At 54.6% G+C, this 19,599-nt stretch carries 15 protein-coding genes; 10 read left to right on the top strand and 5 right to left on the bottom strand.

Features of this window, described 5'->3' with window-relative positions; translation table 11 throughout:
* Positions 1-73 precede the first annotated feature (73 nt).
* Positions 74-1,525 (bottom strand): RNA-guided endonuclease TnpB family protein, encoded by a 1,452-nt coding sequence (locus KRAC_RS23005; protein ID WP_040444049.1) that lies wholly within the window; start codon positions 1,523-1,525, stop codon positions 74-76.
* Complete coding sequence (locus KRAC_RS23010) at positions 1,494-2,102, bottom strand: IS607 family transposase (RefSeq protein ID WP_007904019.1); 609 nt, start codon at positions 2,100-2,102, stop codon at positions 1,494-1,496. The genes KRAC_RS23005 and KRAC_RS23010 overlap by 32 nt, the downstream gene beginning before the upstream one ends.
* Before the next feature lie 72 nt (positions 2,103-2,174).
* Here KRAC_RS23010 and KRAC_RS23015 point away from each other — a divergent pair, with 72 nt between their 5' ends.
* The gene (locus KRAC_RS23015; RefSeq protein WP_040444050.1) at positions 2,175-2,882 is read left to right on the top strand and encodes a phosphotransferase enzyme family protein; all 708 of its coding nucleotides are present in this window, start codon (positions 2,175-2,177) and stop codon (positions 2,880-2,882) included.
* Between the two features lie 176 nt (positions 2,883-3,058).
* Here the strand turns inward: KRAC_RS23015 and KRAC_RS23020 are convergent, their stop codons facing one another.
* Positions 3,059-3,682, bottom strand: a complete 624-nt coding sequence (locus KRAC_RS23020) for an RNA polymerase sigma factor (RefSeq protein ID WP_007911249.1) — start codon at positions 3,680-3,682, stop codon at positions 3,059-3,061.
* A 564-nt stretch (positions 3,683-4,246) separates the two neighbouring features.
* Between KRAC_RS23020 and KRAC_RS62285 the strand changes: the two genes are divergently transcribed.
* The 4 genes from KRAC_RS62285 to KRAC_RS23040 all read left to right on the top strand — a co-directional run bounded on the left by KRAC_RS62285 (position 4,247) and on the right by KRAC_RS23040 (position 9,640).
* Entirely contained in the window at positions 4,247-6,148 is a 1,902-nt protein-coding gene (locus KRAC_RS62285; RefSeq protein WP_007911250.1) for a D-alanyl-D-alanine carboxypeptidase family protein, read from the top strand.
* A gap of 224 nt (positions 6,149-6,372) precedes the next feature.
* The gene (locus KRAC_RS23030; RefSeq protein ID WP_040444054.1) at positions 6,373-7,842 is read left to right on the top strand and encodes a MurT ligase domain-containing protein; all 1,470 of its coding nucleotides are present in this window, start codon (positions 6,373-6,375) and stop codon (positions 7,840-7,842) included.
* A 6-nt stretch (positions 7,843-7,848) separates the two neighbouring features.
* Positions 7,849-8,652, top strand: coding sequence for a type 1 glutamine amidotransferase (locus KRAC_RS23035; RefSeq protein WP_007911253.1), 804 nt, complete (start codon positions 7,849-7,851; stop codon positions 8,650-8,652).
* 151 nt (positions 8,653-8,803) lie between these two features.
* Positions 8,804-9,640: a phosphodiester glycosidase family protein gene (locus KRAC_RS23040; protein WP_007911255.1), complete on the top strand. Its 837-nt coding sequence runs from the start codon at positions 8,804-8,806 to the stop codon at positions 9,638-9,640.
* Positions 9,641-9,779: 139 nt separating this feature from the next.
* Here the strand turns inward: KRAC_RS23040 and KRAC_RS23045 are convergent, their stop codons facing one another.
* Both KRAC_RS23045 and proS read right to left on the bottom strand, forming a co-directional pair.
* Positions 9,780-11,516: a proline--tRNA ligase gene (locus tag KRAC_RS23045; RefSeq protein WP_007911256.1), complete on the bottom strand. Its 1,737-nt coding sequence runs from the start codon at positions 11,514-11,516 to the stop codon at positions 9,780-9,782.
* Between the two features lie 86 nt (positions 11,517-11,602).
* Entirely contained in the window at positions 11,603-13,054 is a 1,452-nt protein-coding gene (proS, locus tag KRAC_RS23050) for a proline--tRNA ligase (RefSeq protein ID WP_007911257.1), read from the bottom strand.
* Between the two features lie 594 nt (positions 13,055-13,648).
* Between proS and KRAC_RS62290 the strand changes: the two genes are divergently transcribed.
* The 5 genes from KRAC_RS62290 (at position 13,649) to KRAC_RS23075 (ending at position 19,550) form a co-directional block, all read left to right on the top strand.
* Positions 13,649-16,105 carry a serine/threonine protein kinase gene (locus KRAC_RS62290; protein ID WP_007911258.1) on the top strand — a complete coding sequence of 819 codons (2,457 nt, stop codon included), beginning with the start codon at positions 13,649-13,651 and terminating at the stop codon, positions 16,103-16,105.
* 374 nt (positions 16,106-16,479) lie between these two features.
* Positions 16,480-16,857 carry a cupredoxin domain-containing protein gene (locus KRAC_RS23060; protein ID WP_007911259.1) on the top strand — a complete coding sequence of 126 codons (378 nt, stop codon included), beginning with the start codon at positions 16,480-16,482 and terminating at the stop codon, positions 16,855-16,857.
* Positions 16,858-17,110: 253 nt separating this feature from the next.
* Positions 17,111-18,130, top strand: a complete 1,020-nt coding sequence (locus tag KRAC_RS23065) for an ABC transporter ATP-binding protein (RefSeq protein ID WP_007911260.1) — start codon at positions 17,111-17,113, stop codon at positions 18,128-18,130.
* A gap of 70 nt (positions 18,131-18,200) precedes the next feature.
* Complete coding sequence (locus KRAC_RS23070; RefSeq protein ID WP_007911262.1) at positions 18,201-18,857, top strand: ABC transporter permease; 657 nt, start codon at positions 18,201-18,203, stop codon at positions 18,855-18,857.
* Between the two features lie 24 nt (positions 18,858-18,881).
* Positions 18,882-19,550 carry an ABC transporter permease gene (locus tag KRAC_RS23075; RefSeq protein ID WP_007911264.1) on the top strand — a complete coding sequence of 223 codons (669 nt, stop codon included), beginning with the start codon at positions 18,882-18,884 and terminating at the stop codon, positions 19,548-19,550.
* Positions 19,551-19,599 lie beyond the last annotated feature (49 nt).

Below are 19,599 nucleotides of genomic sequence, written 5' to 3' on the forward strand. Positions count from 1 at the left end.
GTTTACCAAACAGCGGACTAGGCGGGAGGATGCACTACGAGCATCCTATGCACCTCTCTCTACTGAGAGATGCTCACTCGTGAGATGATTCCAGGAACATCTCTGGGGGATCCCAGAAGCTCAACTGGACGGGAGGCCCGGCATCCTGGATCCTCTGCTGATTCTGCTGTTTCCACGCTTCATGCCGCGTCATGAGGAGCGCCTTGACCTCCGAGGTCGAGCGACATGCCGCCAGTTTCCGATCCCCCCAGCGTCCCGCGAGCGTCTGTGCGGCTTTGCGGTCGGCCTGGTCTGCGTAATCACAGACCAGGCACTTGAAGGTTTTCTGGTTCGGCCGATTAGCGCGATCGACATAATGGCAGCGGGGGCATTCCTGAGAGGAATAGGCGGCTCGGACCGTGTGGGCTGCCATGCCCTGTTTGGCGGCGGCCCAGGCCAGCTGCTCTGGGATATGCCCCAGGTGAGAAGCATACAGATAACTGTTCATCACCCTTGCTTTGAAGCGCATCGAGGCCACATTGAGGTCCTCATAAATGAGTCTGGCATCTCGATGATCTTTGACCAACGCATTGATCGCCCGGTTGATCTCTTGCTTGACGTGACGGCTCAAGCGTTGCGACGTTTCAGAACTTGTCGAAGGAAGCTTGCCCTTTGGGACGCCTTTCTTTTCCAGACAGGCTCGCAGTTTCGCCTTGCGGCGACGCTTTTCCCGATCGTGCTTGTGCTGTCGGGCCATCTTGCCATGAAAACTGCCATACGCTTTATTGGTGGAGGTCGTGAGGAAATGGGCAATGCCCACATCGACGCCTACTGTAGGGGCGTCAGGCTTGGTTTGAAGAGGAACGTCCTCGTCAAAGGAGAGCGTCAGCCACCAGACTCCATTGCGCTTGTGAAGTGTTGTGGATGCATTGAGCGTGCGGCCTTCGAGTGCTCGTTTGTGATAGGAGGCGAGTTTGACTGGGACTCGAAGCGGATTCCCGACATCTAAGGTGGACACGCGCAGCCAGTAGTCGAACGTGGAGTCCTCCGACTTCTCGAGCACCACCACGTTGACATTGGCTTGGATGACTGGCACACGCAGCACAGGGAGATCCCATTCGGTCCAGGTCGGTTCGCGGCGTTTGAAGGCGGACATCCGGCCTTCCGCCTGAGCCTTGGCCTGAGCGTAATCAGCCACATCTTCCAGGTACGCCTGATAGGCGTTCGCTCGATTGGTGCGAACGCTTTTGGCAATGCCTGCGGCTTGCTGTATTGCCACTCGATGCAAGCGGTCGGAAAGATCGGTTTTGAAGACGGTTTCTTGGTACTTGTCCGGGCTTGTCTCGGCCTCGCAAAACAGGGTGGTGTACTGTTGGCACAGCGGCAAGTAAACCGCCACAAGCTGATCGAGCGCCTCAAGTTTGCCAGGATTGGCCTCAATGAGACGGATATGGGTCACCGCTCGAGTGATGGTCTGCTTCGTCTTCTTTTTGCGCTTGCGCTTTTTTTTCTCATCAAGCGAGGCTTTTTGGGGCTTCTTGCTCACGGGCGGGTCCATTCTGCTGCAAAGCCGCTAGCACTTGTTCCGTCTTGCGTTTGGCTCGTCTGCGACCATAAAGACGAGCGCAAAACGAGGGAATGATGCTGATAAAATCGCCCATGAGATCATCTTCGGCAGTATCAGCGGTGTTGACGATGACCAGTTTCCGTCCTTGCATAGCCAACAAGGTCTGAATATAGGCCACGCCAAAGCGAGAAGCGCGATCTTTGTGTTCAACCACGATCTGCCCGATTTTGGGATCTGCCAGCAGCGCCAGAAACTTGGGCCGCTGATCGTTGATGCCACTGCCGCACTCTTTGACGACTTTGCTGACCGACCAGCCTTGGGCATTGCACCAGGTCACCAGCCGCTCGGCTTGCCTTTCCAGGTTGTCTTTGTTTTCGCTGCTTGAAACACGAGCATACACAGCGACGGCGTGGACCGGAACCGAGCGAAGCTCTGGCGGATCAATGATCACGGTGCCGGTGGGCAATTGATAGCCGGGAATCTGGCCGCGTTTCCACATACGCCAGGCGCTGTTATAACTGATCCCAATCTTCTTGGCATAACTCGATAACTTCATACGTCCAAGTATACTCTATCTGCTTGAGATATGCAAGAGATGATGATACTTTGTGATGGTTGCTTATACAAAATGGATACCTGGGAACGCAATGTCATAGCTTTTTCCCTGCTAGGAAAATTACACGCCTTTTTGGGAACAGAGGCGACCAATATCCATCTGATCGATCCCGTCGTGAGCAAATATGGCACTCCCGAGATGCTTCTCGCCTGGACACGTCAGGCAGCAGAAGAAAGCTCCCAGTTACTCCAACAGGTCAAGACTCAGCAAACACGGCAAGCTCTTTCTCTGTATACAGAGGCGATGCAAATGCTCATCACTTTGCAAAAGCAGTGGGACAAGACACAAGAACATCTCCCGAGGCAGTTGACCCATGGCGATTATGGTGGAGGGAATCTGCTGTTTCTCCATGAGCAGCCAGTAGCGATGCTGGACTTCGATTTCATGCGCATCAGAGAGCGAGTGTTTGAACTTGCCTACACCTTGTATTGGTGGCTCAGCAAACAGGGACAGGGGCACATCGCAGCCGTGAGTTGCTGGCACCGAGTCAAAGAACTGCTTGCCTCCTACAATGAAGCAACCTTCATGCCACTAACGGCACAGGAAATACGAGCACGCCCCCTGGAAATGGCACGTGTTCCCTTGTATTGGATTGCAGAAACGCATGTGTTCCCCAACCCTGCCAACGAGGTCATCAAGCACGTCGAAAAAATGACAGACGCGCACTGGATACTTGAACACGTTACCCAATTGACTGATCTGTTTGTACAGGCAGTATGACCAGAGGGGATACAAAAAGGAACGTGAAAGACGTTGCCTGTTTTGCCTCTATTTTGAAAGCAGTCTCATCGATGTCCGTGCAAAAAACTTGCCGCACCCGCTGTGTATGTTGTGGAGGGGCGAATGTCATGCGCCGCTTGCGGCGCATGACATTCGCCCCTCCACAACATACATCCTTAAGAGGTGAGAGCGGCACGCAAGAGAGGGCGGGCGCGCTGAAAGTAGGTCTTAGCTGTGTTCTCTGGCATGCCCAGGATGCGCCCAATTTCGCTAAAGGTCAGTTCTTCCTGATAGCGCAAAAGTACAATTGAGCGAAAACGAGGGGGTAAGGCCAGAATAGCGCGCCGAAGGGCCGTGCGTATATCTTTACGCTCCAGTTCTTCATCGGGCTGGGGATGATTATCGGCAATCGTATAGGGCCAGGAGTTTTCATCGTCCTCCAGCGGCACATCGAGTTCACAAAAGAGCAACGGGCGCCGCTTGCGCAATTCATCGGTACAGCGATTGGCCGCGACCTGGAAGAGCCAGGACTTCAAGGGCGCGTGTGAGGTCTGACGCGACCAGTTGGCCCGCAATTTGGGCACATAAATGTAAAGCTGCATAAAGACGCTCTGGACAATATCGCGCGTCTGCTCATAATCGCTGATATGCGTATAGACAAACTTACATAAAATGGCCGAATAGCGTTGCATCAAGGTTTCAAAGGCCGCCTGGTCGCCATTCTCTATGTGTTCAAGCAATATATCATCTGCAAGTGACGCAGGTGCAGCATAGACATGTGCGTGTGTTGTTTTCATCATACATTTTCCTGAATATAGTCGCCAGACAGAACTCTGGAATAGACATTTTGCTCTACCCCCTACACTACCAGACAAACCTCAAGATTTTTTTAAGTTCTTCAAAAAGTTTTGTAAATGAGGCCGTTTTCTCTCCAAAAAGTCATAGTATTCACCCGCAAAAATGCAAGCCAGAAGGTAATACTATACACTCCCTTAGAGAGGGAACCCTTCGCGCCTGCGGCGCTCAGGTAAGTATTGTGTGGAAAATAAGGCGAAGCTCTATTTTCCACACAATACTTACCTGGGGAGAAGGAAGCGCTGGTACTCAAGGGGGAGGGACAAGCAAGAATTCCGTGACACCTGGTGCAATACTCAGGAATCCTAGTGATACCTGATGCAACACTATTGCATAAGATACATTACTGGGCATATAATGTTGGCAATAGCCAGAAGCCCGGGTAATATAGGCAAAATATTAAGACATCTAGAGCACCCTCTTACTCATTTAAAAGCCCAGGTATAGCCAGGACTTATCTATTTACAACGACGAACACCCGACATAATTTATCTGAGGAGACTCGGCTCATGCCTGACATTCCATCACAAGATGATGAGCAATCGAGATATTATCCACCAGCCCCGACAGACGACGATGACGACTCTCTATATGAGGACCAGGATACCGCGACCACCCCACGCCGCCGTCCCAGGCGTCACTATGTCTATCACACGGGCGAATATACCGACCAGCCAAGTGTCAGACGCGCCTCGCGCCCGCAAACGCTAGAGCAGGTACGCGCCTCCTATGGGCAGGATAATGCCACATACGCAGAGGATTTCGATGATGAGGAAGATAATGACGCACCTGAAGAGTTCTTCGCGGACGAGGAAGAAGAGACTATAGATCTTCCTTTTGAAGAGGAAGAGCTTGTCGAACCCGATACACACACTCATGCCACCAGTAAAACTCCTGGCGAGGCGCGCGACCTTGTCGTGGTCAGCGGCACAACCCGTTTGCTACCAGAGGAAGAGGAGGAGGATCCCGAGGACAGACCCTCGCGCTTGCCTCGCACCCCACGTACGGCTCACCAGCGCGCGGTAGCCACTCCTCGCCCTCAAGCACGTAAATATACCAGTGTCTATGAGCCAACAGCACCTACACCTACGCGTGCGCCGCGCTATCGTCGCCCCTTGCGAGAAGCGCCTGAGCCTCGGCTCCCTTTGCCCGCGTTCTTCAAAGATCGCAACGTGCTTCTATTTATCGCCGTGGCACTCCTCATCCTGGTGCTCCTGCCGCTGGGATTCAACTACATCCGTGGCAATAATTCCTCTGCCATCACCCTACCCAATCCGCTTAATCTCGGCAATGCGATGACGCCAACGGTGGATCCTAACCAGGTCGTGGTCGAAGCGCCCACAACTGACCATCCCTCGCCACCTGTCTATGCCAATGCGGCCTATGTGCTGGATGCCGATACAGGGAAGACGCTCTACGCGCAAAATCCCTTAATGCACCTCCCCATGCTCAGCACAACCAAGCTCATGACCGCTTATCTGGCCGCGCACATGGGAAAACCTGATCAGCGCATCACCATTACCGACGCCATTGACCGAGATCTCCAGAACGATCTCTCGGCCGATAGCTCCCTGATGGGGGTGAAGAAGGGCGAGACCTATACCCTGAAAGAGCTGCTCTATGGCCTGATGCTTGTCTCGGGCAATGATGCCGCTATCGTTATCGCCGATGCACTCAGTGGCAATGTTCCAGCCTTTGTGGCTAAAATGAATCAGCAGTTAGGAACCTGGAATCTGCATAATACGCACTATATGAATCCCCATGGCTTAATCGTGCCCAACCACTATTCAAGCGCGCACGACCTGGCGTACATCGGCAGATACAGCTTGAGCGATCCCTTAATTCACGAGGTAAGCGCAACTCAGCACTATCTGATTCCAGGCAATGGTGACCATGCCGCCCACGATATGTACAACGGCAACCAGTTCCTCTGGTGGTATCCAGGCGTCGACGGTGGCAAGCCAGGCTGGGATGGCGAGAAGAACTTTAACCAGGTCATCTCTTGCGTACGCAATCAACATCACCTCATCGGTGTTACCCTGCATACCAGCGACTGGTGGACTGATATGCGCGACTTAATGAACTGGGGCTTCAATACCTATGACTGGATCTCGCCCGCCATCGAAGACCTCAAACACCCCATTCCTTATGACACCGATTGGAACTACTTTACCAAGGACAAGAAGGAGAACACTATCCCTATGGCCAATGGAGGACGCTACTACGTCTTCACCGGCTATAGCACCAGCGGCCCCATCCAACAATTCTTTGACAAAAATGGTGGCCTGAACAAAATTGGCTTTCCTATAAGCAGCCCCAAACCAAACGATAACGCCACCATCAGCCAGAATTTTGAGCACGCAACCATCGCCTGCAACACCTCCGGCGCCAAACAATGCAGGAAGATCTAGATGTTGTGGGTGTGGAGCGCCCTGGCAGGTAGCCAAAGGCTACCTGCCAGGGCGCTCCACACCCACAACATAGTAAGTAATTTCACACTACCATTGTGACTATGTCCCTTGTCGATGTGTCCCCTGGTTTGCTATACTGCCACCAGGCTGCACTATTGGATTATTCTCCTAATATTCATGCATTGAACTCCTTGATGCCTATTAGGGACGGTGGTAAAAGTATTATGCAAATAGAACACGAACTCTCGACAAAGCAGGCACCAGAGCAGGACAACGCGGCGCAAGCGCCCACCGGCCTGGGCCGGGCGCGTCTCGCCCTGGCTATTTCAGCAGGGAAACTGGCAAGCGCGTCTGGGCGCCTGTTGCGTATCGGCGGTGGCACCAGCCTCCCTGGTATGGTCGCGCGCCGTATTGATCCTAATGTATTAAAAGAAGTAGTTGGCGCCAGCAGCGCTAAGAAGATTGTGATTACGGGTAGTAATGGTAAGACGACGACGGCACGCATGACTGCCGCCCTGGCTAGCTCCAATGGGCAGCGCGTCTCTCAGAACCGCACTGGCTCGAACCTGCTGCAAGGTGTTACATCGGTCGCCGTCAATTTCGCCGACATCTTCGGGCGCCTGGATAGCGATGTCCTCCTCTTTGAGATCGATGAGGGGACCATTCCCGCAGCGGTCCCCGAAATTCAGCCCGACGTGGTGATTATTACCAATCTCTTCCGCGATCAGCTTGACCGCTATGGCGAGATGTATTCCGTCGCCAATGCGCTCAACAAGATGCTTGAGAATCTGCCGGAGACCTCGACGATCCTGCTCAACGGCAATGATCCCCAGGTCGCCAACTTCGCGCTCAACTCCAAGGCTCGCCGCCTCTACTTTGGCCTGGAGACCAAAGAGGTTGGCACGCCCGTGCCTGAGCAGTCAGCCGACATCATTCGCTGTATCCACTGCGATAGCGACCTGGCGTACGAGGTTGCCTACCTCTCCCACCTGGGCCTCTACCGCTGTCCCACCTGCGGCTATACCCTGCCCCAACTCGACTTCGCGGTCACATCCGCACGCCTGGCTGAAGATGGCGAAGGTCCCTCACAGGTGACGATGCGCACCCCCCTGGGTGAACTGGAGTTCGCGGTGCCGCTACCTGGTATCCATAACGTCTATAATGCCGCCGCCGCTATCGGCGCCGCCTTTGCTACGGAGTTCGCAATTGAGAAAGCCACGCAAGCCTTCTCGACCCTGCGTCCGGCCTTTGGTCGCCTGGAGAAGATTCAGGCTGGCGATAAGAACATCTACCTCTCCTTCGTCAAGAATCCAACCTCCTTCAACCTGATCATGCGCTTGATCGCCAAGCATAGTGGCAAGAAGCATATGCTCTTCTCGATGAGCCATACCGTGGTTGATGGGCAGGACTTTGCCTGGCTCTGGGACTGCGATATTGAAGAGATCGTGCCCGATGTCCTTGATGCCATCTGCTGTGGCAATAAGGCCGAGGAGCTGGCGCTGCGCTTGAAGTATGCCGAGTTCTCTCCCAGTAAGATCTCTGTCATCCATGAATACGAGGGTGCCTTAGAGGCTGCATTGAAAAATGTCGAACCGGGTGGCTCCCTATATATCCTAAGCGGCTATACACCAACACAGGAACTGCGTAAAATAATGCAGAAACACGGTTGGGTCAAACACTACTGGGAGGAGTAAATTAACATGAGCGAGCAGACATCAGATTCACGCATGGTTATTAAGATCGCCCACCTCTATCCAACCTTGATGTGCGTGGCCGCCGACCGTGGAAACCTCTTCTCGATTGAGAAGCGCAGCAAATGGCGCGGCATCTCGGTCGAGGTCGATCCCGTATACGTCAAACAGACGCCTGACTTTACCCAATATGATATGATCCTTTTCCATGGCGGCGCCGACCGCGAGATGGAGATTGCCTCCAAGGACATTCAGGAGAAGGCCCCCTCCCTGCGCGAGGCCGCCGAGGCTGGAACTGCCTTCCTGGCAGTCTGCGCGGGCTATCAGTTGCTGGGCCATAGCTATAAGAGCGTCCATGGTCCCGAGCTGAAGGGGGCAGGGGTCCTCGATCTACATACCGAGGGCGACCCCGAACGCTTCATGACGCACATGGCGCTTGAATGCGACCTGGGTTCCCTGGGCAAACAGATCCTGGTTGGCTATGAGAACCACAGCGGACGCACCTACTTGGGACCCAAGGCCAAGCCCCTGGGTAAGGTTGTTTCGGGCTGGGGCAATAATGGAAAAGACGGTTTCGAGGGTGCAAACTATAATAATGTGTATGGCACCTACCTGCATGGCCCTCTGCTGCCGAAGAATCCCTGGTTCACCGATTTCCTGATCATGAAGGCGCTGGAGCGCCGCTACGGCAAGGTGGACCTGGCCCCGCTCAGCGATGAGACCGAACTGGCTGCTCACGCCGCCGCATATAAGCTGGCGATGGAGTTTAAGGGAACTGTCTCGGCCATCGAGGCAACTGGCTGGCGCAGGTAACCAGTTGAACTGGAAGCAGAAAGTGCAAGACGACGCTGCTAAAGCACGCGTCTACATATCATGGTACGTCATATGTAGACGCGTGCTTTAGCAGCGTCGTCCTGCCATTCCTGCACATCATTCCAGCATAATGCAAGAAAGGGATTTTCTCATGCCAGCCGCCAGGCGCACACTGTTGCTTACGTGCGTACTCACGCTGCTGGGCAGCCTCCTGATGGCCTGCTCAGCGCTGCCCAATATCAGCGTGAATGGGACACCTATCACCAATTCGCAGAACTCGGCGAATGGTTCGGACCAACAACTCAATGTCTGGCAAACAGTCTCGCCTGGCATAGAGCTGCGCTACGAACGCTGGAAGGGTCCCAGCAACAACGAAGATACGATGGTCATCGTACGCATGAATCCAGTCCAGATTCATCTCAGCGTGCATTACCAGCCAACGCAGCCACTCTCTGTGCGCGAGTGGACCAAGGAGACTGGCGCACACGTGCTAATCAATGGCGGCTACTTTGATAATAACAATCACCCTACGGGGCTGCTTGTTAGCAACGGCGAGGCACATGGCCAATCGTATAGCGCCTTCGGCGGCATGCTCTCCGTCGATAGCCAGGGAAACATTCGCCTGCGCTCGCTGAGTGCGCATCCCTATGATCCCGACAACGAACAGCTTCAGCAAGCCACGCAGTCCTCGCCAATGATGATTGAGAATGGACAGCGCACCCAGTTTAACGCGAATGGAGCGACCGAGCGCCGCACCATTGTGGCCCAGGATAAACAGGGGCGCCTACTCTTTATCATCAGCTCAGGGGTATCGTTCTCGCTGGACGAGACAGCAGACCTGCTGGCCTCGTCGGACCTCTCGCTCCAGACAGCACTCAACCTGGATGGAGGTGCCTCCACCGGCATCTACGTCAAGGATAGCGCCAATAATGAGAAGGTCACCATCGATGCAATAACCGCCCTTCCCATCGTCGTCGCAGTCAAATAGGTATAAAAAGAAACAGGGGCTTGTCGCAAGGCAAGCCCCTGTTTCTTTTTATAGGGAGAAGGAATTTGGGAACACCCCAAACCCCGCCAGAGGCGCTGCCCCTGGACCCCGTTTTGCGACATCTTGCATACCAGGTTAATTATAGTTGCATCAGAACTTGTTGAATCTCGTTCAGTGCTTCACTCAATGAAACGATTTGGCTCTCCTGGCTTGTGCGGACCTTCAGCTCCACGCCTCCCTGTTTGAGGGAGCGCTTGCTGACGACGACGCGTAGCGGTAGGCCTAGCAGGTCGGCATCGTTAAACTTGATGCCCGCCGATTCGTGCCTATCATCGAAGAGTACCTCGACGCCTGCCGCGCAGAGATCGGCATAGAGCTGTTCGGCCGCGCGACCGATCTCCTCTTTCACCAGATCAATTCCCACCAGCGAGACGGCATATGGCGCGACCGCCAGCGGCCAGGTTAGGCCTCGCGCATCATGCTGCTGCTCGACAATGCAGGCCAGCAGGCGCGAGATACCAATGCCATACGAGGCCATGATCAGCGGCTGTGTGCGCCCCTCGGCATCCAGGAAGGTAGCATTAAAGAGGTCGGAATAGATGGTGCCAAGCTTGAAGATATGCCCCAGTTCACAGCCACGCAGGGCATGCAAGCGTCCACCACAACGTACACAGGCGGCCCCCTCATAGGCTGAGGCAATATCCGCCCAGGTATCAACGCGGAAATCACGCGGATAGTTGACGTTCTTGAGGTGATGCTCGGCGCGATTAGCTCCGGCGACAAAATTGTTGCCTGAACGAAGGGAGTGATCGGCGACGATCAGTAGGGCCTTGTTCTCGCCCAGGGGTGAGGCATAGCCCGCGACGATGCCCGCACGTTCCAGCTCTTCCCCCGTTGCCAGGCGCAAATCAGTGGCGTTGAGACCCCGCTTTGTGATGACATTGGTCAGCTTGATCTCATTGATCTCCAGGTCACCGCGCACCACGGCCATTACCAACTGCCCACCTGCTCTATAGCAGACCACCTTCATGGTCTCGTCCTCGGATATGCTCAGGAAATCCGCCAGGTCGCTGATCGACTTGCAGTTCGGCGTGTAGACCTCCTCCAGTGTCTGCTCCTCTGCGGAGACACGCTCCGGGCGCACGAACTCGGCCTTTTCGACGTTGGCGGCGTAGCCACAACCAGTGCAGCGCAGAATAGTGTCTTCTCCCGCCTCAGTCAGGGCGATAAACTCCAGCGATTCCTTGCCTCCGATAGCGCCGCTATCGGCCTCGACGACGATAAAATCCAGGCCACAGCGTGCAAAGATACGGCAATAGGCCTCGCGCACGAGTTCAAAGTTGGCGTTCAAGCCCTCTTCGTCGGCGTCAAAGCTATAGAGGTCCTTCATGAGAAACTCGCGCAGGCGCAAAAGACCTCCACGCGCACGCGGCTCGTCGCGGAACTTGCGCTGAACCTGGAAGACCAGGCGCGGCAGATCTCGATAGCTACGAATAAACTCTTGTGCCAGGAGAGTGCAGATCTCTTCGTGCGTCGGCCCCAGGACAAGCTCGCGCTCGCGGCGATCATGCAGGCTAAAGAGGACCGGGCCATACCCCTCCGCTCGACTGGCCTTCCCCGACTGCGGCCTGGCCTCCCAGATCTCGCGCGGTTGTAGCACAGGCATCGAGACCTCCTGACCTCCTATCCTCTCCATCTCTGCGCGTATTATCTCTGTGAGCTTGCGCATAACACGCTCGCCCAGTGGTAGCATGCTATACACACCAGAGGTAAGCTGGCGTACAAAGCCACCCCGGGTTAATAGATCCAGGTTCGTACTCTCAACATCATGTGCACGCTCGCGCAGCGTTCCCCCCAAAAGCTGTGAATAACGCATAATTTCTCTCCTAGTCCAAATTCGTTCTGAAGATTGAAGGCCCTGGTTGCCCTAGGGCAACCAGGGCCTTCAATCTTCAGAGCATATTAATACGCGCGGGCGAAGATGGCTTCGCAGGTGGCGGGCTTGCCAGTGTAGATACACTTGCCCTTGACGCCGCCCTCGGGCTGGTCAAAGGGGATGACACGAATGGTGGCCTTGGTCTCGTCCTTGATGGCCTGCTCGGCGGCGCTATCCTCGGCCCACTTGACGCGCACAAAGCCGCGCTTCTCGGCGATGATGCGCTTAAACTCCTCGTAGTCCTCGGTATAGTGCGTGTTCTTCTCGCGATGCTCCAGGGCACGCTGGTAGAGTGCCTTCTGGATCTCATCCAACTTCTCGGGCAGGCGGGTCTCCAGGTTGTCGATAGAGACGAACTCCTTTGAACGATCAAGACGGCTGACCAGCACGACGTTGTTGTTCTGCACGTCGCGGGGGCCAATCTCCAGGCGCAGGGGAACACCGCGCATCTCCCACTCGTTGTACTTCCAGCCCGGGGTGTTATCGCTATCGTCCACCTTGACACGTACCTTACCCTTGAGCATCTTCTGCAAGCGTTCGACGGCCTCGAAGACAACGGCGCGGTCCTGGTCCTTACGCCAGATAGGAACGATAACGACCTGGAACGGTGCCAGGCGCGGCGGCAGAATCAAGCCAGACGGGTCGCCATGCACCATGATGATGCCACCGATCATACGTGTGCTCAGGCCCCAGCTTGTGGTGGCGCAGTATTTGCGCTCGCCGTCGGCGTCCAGGAACTGAATGTCGAAGCTTTTGGCGAAATTCTGCCCCAGGTTGTGGCTGGTCGCGGACTGCAAGGCCTTGCCATCGCCCATCAGGGCCTCAATGGAGTATGTGCGCAGGGCACCGGCGAACTTCTCATTCTCGGTCTTACGGCCCGGAATCACGGGGATAGCCGCCTCGTTCTCGGCAAAGTCGCGGTAGACCTCCAGCATCATGCGCGTGCGCTCCTCGGCCTCTTCCAGAGTGCGGTGCGCGGTATGGCCCTCCTGCCAGAGGAACTCGGAGGTGCGTAGGAAGAGGGTCGTGCGTTTCTCCCAGCGCATCACGTTGTTCCACTGGTTGATGAGCAGCGGCAGGTCACGATAGCTCTGCACCCAACGGGAGTAGCTATGCCCGATGATCGTCTCGCTGGTCGGGCGAATCGCCAGGGGTTCCTCCAGTTCTTCGCCGCCGCCGCGCGTCACCCAGGCCAGTTCGGGGGCGAAGCCCTCGACATGCTCGGCCTCTTTCTCCAGGAAGCTGCGCGGGATGAGCAGGGGAAAGTAAGCGTTCATGACGCCGGTATCTTTAAAACGCTGGTCCAGCAGCGACTGAATATGCTCCCAGAGCGCGTACCCATAGGGGCGAATAATCATACAACCGCGCACAGGCGCGTAGTCCGCTAGCTCCGCCTTGCGTACAATTTGGTTATACCAGGCAGAGAAATCATCCTCTTGATCGACAAGTTCTTCGACAAACTTTTCCTTCTGGCTCATAGCATCCCCTCTCGGCGTCCAAATCCCAAGAATAAAGACAATAAAAAAACTCGCCCTAGATAAGGACGAGGTTATTGGCCCGTGGTACCACCTTATTTGAAATATGTCTCGCGGCACATCTCCACTCTGACGGTCGCTGTTGAACCGCCCCTTCCAGTATAACGGTGAAGGACTCCGGTCAGTTTATCACTGACGCTCCCAGGTGGGTTCGACGAGGCATCTCTACCGACTTTCACTCTCTCGGCTCGCTGCTAGAGTACACCGACACGCCTACTGATCCTGATCAGCGCGTTCGCTCTTTGATTTTGTGCTCTTTAGTTTTGTATAGGGTCAAGCATACACAATTCATTCTCCCCTGTCAAGCGCAATAGCGTTAATATTGAGTGAGGTGGTGTCGATTGACGGCCTGCGGCCGTCAATCGACACCACCTCACTCAATATTAAGAATGTGAGTTTTCGTTTGTTATCTACGCATAATAGATAGCTATAGTAAGATGCACAACTGCATCCCTTTCTTTTACGCTAAGTACATATCTGCTATAATAAACGCGAATTGAGATAGTTAAATTTTATCTATTAACTGGATGTAAGAGCATGCTAGGAACAATATTAGGCCACTATCGCCTGCTAAGCGAACTGGGCCGAGGTGGTACCGCGACTGTTTATCTGGCAGAAGACATTCATCTACATCGCCAGGTCGCGGTAAAAGTCTTCGAACCCAACCACCAGGCATCCAATACAGCAGAATTCCTTGCTCATTTCACGCGAGAGGCACGCGTTCTGGCACGCCTGGACCACCCCCACATTCTCCCAGTGTATGAGTATGGCGAACAGGCTACTTGCGCCTACCTGGCTATGCCCTATATGCCCGGTGGCTCTCTTAGAGAGTATCTACAACAACACCAGGGATCACTCCCTCTTGAGCAGACACTCGCTTTTATCTATCAAGTTCTCAATGCGCTGGAATATGCTCACCAACAAGGTCTGATTCATCGCGATATTAAACCTGGCAATATCCTCTTCAAGAATGAGAAGACGCTTATGCTCTCCGATTTCGGCCTCGTCAAGATTGTAGAGCACACGGCAAATAAGTCTCTGGCAGGGGATGTCACGCACACAGATAGCTTCGCCATCAAGGGCACGCCTGATTATATGGCGCCGGAGCAGATTCAGAGCCGGCCTGATAAAACGAGCGATATCTACTCGCTTGGTATCGTGCTCTATGAGCTGCTGACGGGTCAGCGCCCCTTCTACGCTGATGATTCAGTCGCCCTCATGGTGAGACACCTGTATGAGCCTCCACGCCCTCTCCACATACTGAACCCTGCGATCTCGCCTGAACTTGAGGCAGTAGTGCTCAAATCTCTGGAGAAAGATCCCGCGCGACGCTTCCAATCGGTTGCCGCCTTTCGCAAGGCCCTGGAAGAGGCGATTCAAACTGGAACACCTATCAAGACACACACGAACACACCCACAGCACTGAACAATGGGACGCCACTTCCAGTAAACCCGTTCCAGACCCAGCTGGCAACCCCCATGCTGCCCAATGCTGGCAGCACGCCCTTCCGACATGTCCCTGCTCCCGCCGGATCGATGAATAGTTCACGTCCTCCATCATCCGAGATACGCCAGATACAGGAGCAGGCCACGGCCATACAGGCCCAATCTCAACCCTCAACCAGGCAGTCAACACCCGCATCTACTCTGCCGACACCTCCACCTGCGCAGAAAGCCAATCGCTTCCCGCTTTTCACCTATCTCTTTATTGGGATCGCGCTTGCCACCAGTATCGCCGCCATCCTTTACAGCACTGGCTACATCGGCAACCGCCAATCCAACACACCACAAATCGTAACCCATACCACCCCGACCTCCATTCCTTCCACACCTACGATTGGGGGAAAACCTGCACCAGCCGCCATCACAACGGACTGTCCCGCTGGCAACGTCGCCCGGGCCGCAAGCATTCAATCGATCACACCGGGTAATCATCGCCAGGTTGTGTATATCGTCAATGAAGGTCCGGACAGCGCTCCAACCCGGGGAACACTCAAACGCCGTGATATCGATGATAACGCCAGAGGCACACCTATCATAGGCATACCCAACCTGCATATTGACGAGGGCGAACTTACACGAGATGGTCAATGGATCACTTATATCTTGCGTACCAATGGTATCAGTCAACTCCGCCTGGTCCGCGTGGACGGGCAGGAACAACAGACGCTCTATTGTGCCCCTGCCAATACTCATATAGGCGATATGCAGCTTTCATACAATAGCCAGAACCTGGTCTTTAATCAGTACCCCAGTAATGGCGGCAAGCCATCACTCTACCAGCTCAACCTGGCTTCTGGGAAGCTACAACTTCTCCTGCAACCACAAAGTAACCTGGCGTATATGCCAGTCACCTGGCTGGACAATACCCACATCCTTTTGACCTCGTTTATCCCTAACGCGGATGCTCCTCGCAGCGACCTGTATACATTGGATATCACGCAAGGCCCTGATCAACATGATGCCAACCTGCAAAAGCTCTTCAGCCAGAATTGGAACTGTGGCAGTTTTGATGTGAGCTACGATACGACAAAGCTCTTTGTCGCCAGTTGCGACACCAGCAATGGACTTTCAGCCAACGAGCCAACTACAATTAGCGTTCTGCCCTCAACGGGTGGCACTCCGCAACCCATCGCACATCTCGATCAGGTCGTCACCATGCTACGCGCCATCTCTCCCACCACGCTGCTACTCCTGGTCGAGAACGGCAGCGGGGATACCAGCAAGAACGGTCTCTGGCGGATGAATACCGATGGAACGGGCCTCACACGCCTCTCTAATGACACAACCGGCGGTCAGTCACTCTGCCCCTATTCTCAGTATGCCTGGTCGAATGTCTCACAGGATAGCAAGCTTTTTGCCTTGCAAGAGACCAATCCCCATAGCGCCAACCGCAAGATGTACTATGGACTCCTCGATACGGGCAATCTGACCGCCTTCGCGGATATCTCCGATGGCACAGATATGCGCCTCGTGGGCTGGACCCTCTACTAATTGGTACATCCGGCAAGTTGTAGGGTCCATGCTAGCAAGGACTCGCCCGGCCCGCGGGCCGATGCCCTGGCACAGATAAGGTCACTTCGCTCACAGTCCATGCCAGCATAGACCCTACAGGCGCTTGCTCTCTTACATTTGGGAAACACATTAATTAGTAGCAGTACATACCCACTACACTACTTGTCCGTTCCTATTTACTCGGGTGCTTACCTGAGAGTTTTTCAGGTGCGAACTGAACATCTCTCAGGTAGACGCCGGTGCTAACCGATACTTATAATAGGACCAGGACCACAAAAGCACATCATCTGCGCAGGGTGCCGCCTTGTGGGTAGGCCCTGCCATTCTATTAATTTCCAGGAGATTCTTGAACTGTGAAAAAGCTGATCGCACTACTCCTCTTCTGTTGCACAGTCGCCACGCTCTTTGCGGCCTGCGCTACGGGAGGCAACACGAGCAACCTCCCCAATAGCGTCCATATGAAAGAACTGACCTTTGAACCCGCCTCCATCACCATCCATAAAGGCGAGAAGGTCAATATTGTCAATGATGTCTCCATGGTACACGTTATCGCGAACGGGACCTGGCAGGATAACACGGCCAAGGCCCTTACCGAAAATGGCGCTCCCCAGGTCAATGTCCAATTTAATGGGAACGACAGCCAGGCCGTTGGCCCCTTTAATACCGCCGGAACCTTTCATTTCTACTGCACCGTCCATCCAGGGATGAACCTTACCGTCGTGGTGAAATAGCTAGCAAGCAAAAAGCAGCGGGAGGGGCAAGCCCCTCCCGCTGCTTTTTGCTTGCTAGCCGCCAGGCAACGACATATCTCAACCAAATTATAAGCCGTTTCGTATAATATAGAGAGGTTTTTTTGGGCATAAAATGGCTCATCCATTGTGTTATAGACTGTGGTGAGCAATTTTCTGTGCCAGCTAGCCCGGGGCTATTGGTCTTTTCGGTATTTTAAAGATAGTAAGCTAAGACGAGGGAGTTGTTTTATTTATGGCGACCATTGCCTTTCAAGAGATTACCAAGCTCTATCCCAAGACGCAAAAACCGGCCGTCGATGCCGTTAGCTTTGAAGTACCTGAAGGAAGTACCTGCGTGCTTGTTGGCACCTCTGGCTCCGGTAAGACCACCCTTCTGCGTATGGTAAATCGTTTGATTGAGCCGACCTCGGGTGCGATCATCATCGATGGCAAGAATGTGCTCAAGGAGAACACTATCCAGTTGCGCCGCCGCATTGGCTATGTTATTCAGCAGGTGGGTCTCTTCCCCCATATGACGGTAGGGGAAAATGTCCGCGTCACCGCTGAAATCGCTGGGGGCTGGGAGAAACAGCGCCTTAACAAGCGCGTTGATGAGCTATTGGACCTGGTGGGGCTGCCACCGGCGGATTATCGCAAGCGCTTCCCACGCCAGCTCTCTGGTGGACAGCAGCAGCGTGTTGGCCTGGCCCGCGCCCTGGCTACCGACCCGGCGATTCTACTCATGGACGAGCCCTTTGGCGCCCTGGACGCAATTACACGCGCGCGCATGCAGGACGAACTTCAGCGCATTCAACGCGACGTACATAAGACCATTCTCTTCGTCTCACATGATATCGATGAGGCATTTAAGCTGGGCAACCAGATCGCCGTCATGTCTGAGGGCAAGCTGGTACAGATCGGCTCGCCTGTGGAACTGCTCGCGCGTCCTGCTAATGGGTTTGTCAGTCAGCTCGTGGGCGCGGATAATACGCTGCGCCAGCTACAATACCTGCCCGTTTCAACAGCGCTTGATAACCGGCCTGAGGCGGTTTCGTCGGCACACTGGGGCGATGCGGCTACCTGCTCACCAGATGCAACTCTGCTTGATGCAATGCTTCAACTCCTCTCCACCGGCTCTCCCGCACTCACCGTCACCAGCTCTGACTCCACTCAACCTCAAGGCAACATCACCCTTGCCAGCATTAACCGCGAGATTTCACGCCATCGCGGCCAGCAGTCCCAGCCTAACCAGCCAGAAGGGTCTCGCGCCTGATTCTGTCTCGCAAGGCTTACACATGCCGCGATGATGTATTCCATTGCGCTTTTGAAGGACGAGGAGTGTTATGCATTATTTACTAAGCGCTTACAATTATGATCTGACGGACCCAGAGAGCATCCCAAACCTGCTTTCACAACATGCCTTCCTGGTGGGAGTCAGTATGCTGATCTCGCTGGTTATCGCGATCCCACTTGGAATCCTGGTGTCGCGCTATCGCAAGCTGGCGCTGCCCGTGATTACGTTTATGGACCTGCTGTATACCATTCCCGGTCTGGCCTTGCTAGGAGTGCTCATCTCCATTACGGGTCTGAGCTTTACGACGGCTATTATTCCGCTCATTCTCTACACACAACTGGTGCTGATTCGCAATACCTCCGCCGCGCTCAATGGCATCGATCCGCTCTTAATTGAGACGGCACGCGCGATGGGTATGAACGGAACGCAGCTCCTCTTTCGCGTGACCCTACCCCTGGCGCTACCGGTAATTATCGCGGGCATACGCATCGCAACGGTAACCATTATCGGTATCGCGGCCCTGGCATCCCTGGTAGGTGAGGGCGGCCTGGGAGACCTGATCTTTAAAAACATCACCAGCCGCGATATGGATGCTGTCCTGGCAGGAGCTATTCTGCTCAGCCTGTTCGCGATTGTGACCGACCTGCTACTGCTGGGCGTCCAAACCCTGCTCAACCGTGGTCGTAGCGCGCTTTCGGTGGCATAAGGGAGAGGAAGAGAGGTCTTACGTATGAACAGCATCTGGAATTATATCGCCGATCCGTCGCATAACTTTCTCTATGAGACGACGACCTACCTGCAAATCTGCGCCTTTACCATTGTGATCGCTATTGTGATCGGTGTCGGCCTGGGGGTCGTGGTCTCACGCAGCGCCATTCTAGGCTTTATCGCCATCAACCTTAGTGGCTTGATGCGCGCCATCCCGATCATTGCCTTCTTAATCGCGGTTCTGCCCTATCTAGGCCTGGGCTTTACACCTGCGGCGGTGGCACTGATCATTCTGGGCATTCCACCCATTTTGCTCAACACCTATACCGGGCTGCGTAGCATCGATGCGGCCATGATCGACGCCGCCAGGGGCATGGGTATGACCACCTGGCAAATTATTCGCCGCGTCCAGGCCCCACTCGTGATGCCCATTATTGCCGCCGGCATTCGCACGTCCGCGATCCAGATTATTGCTACCGCGACGCTTGCCGCCTTTATTGGTGCCGATGGGTATGGCGTCTATATTGTCGATGGCCTCTACAAACTCGACAACACCGAGATTCTCGCTGGTGCGATCCCGGTCGCGATTATCGCCTTGATTGTAGAGGGCTTCATGGAGATTCTGCAACGTGTGCTCACTCCCGCAGGGTTGCGCGAGTCGAGCAGCACGCCGCAGTCTCAGGTTTCCTGATCGATCCCTCGTGTTTGCTCTCCTTCCCTGGAGAGCAAACACGATCTAT

Origin of the sequence: Ktedonobacter racemifer DSM 44963 (assembly GCF_000178855.1) — a bacterium.
Lineage (GTDB): Bacteria > Chloroflexota > Ktedonobacteria > Ktedonobacterales > Ktedonobacteraceae > Ktedonobacter > Ktedonobacter racemifer.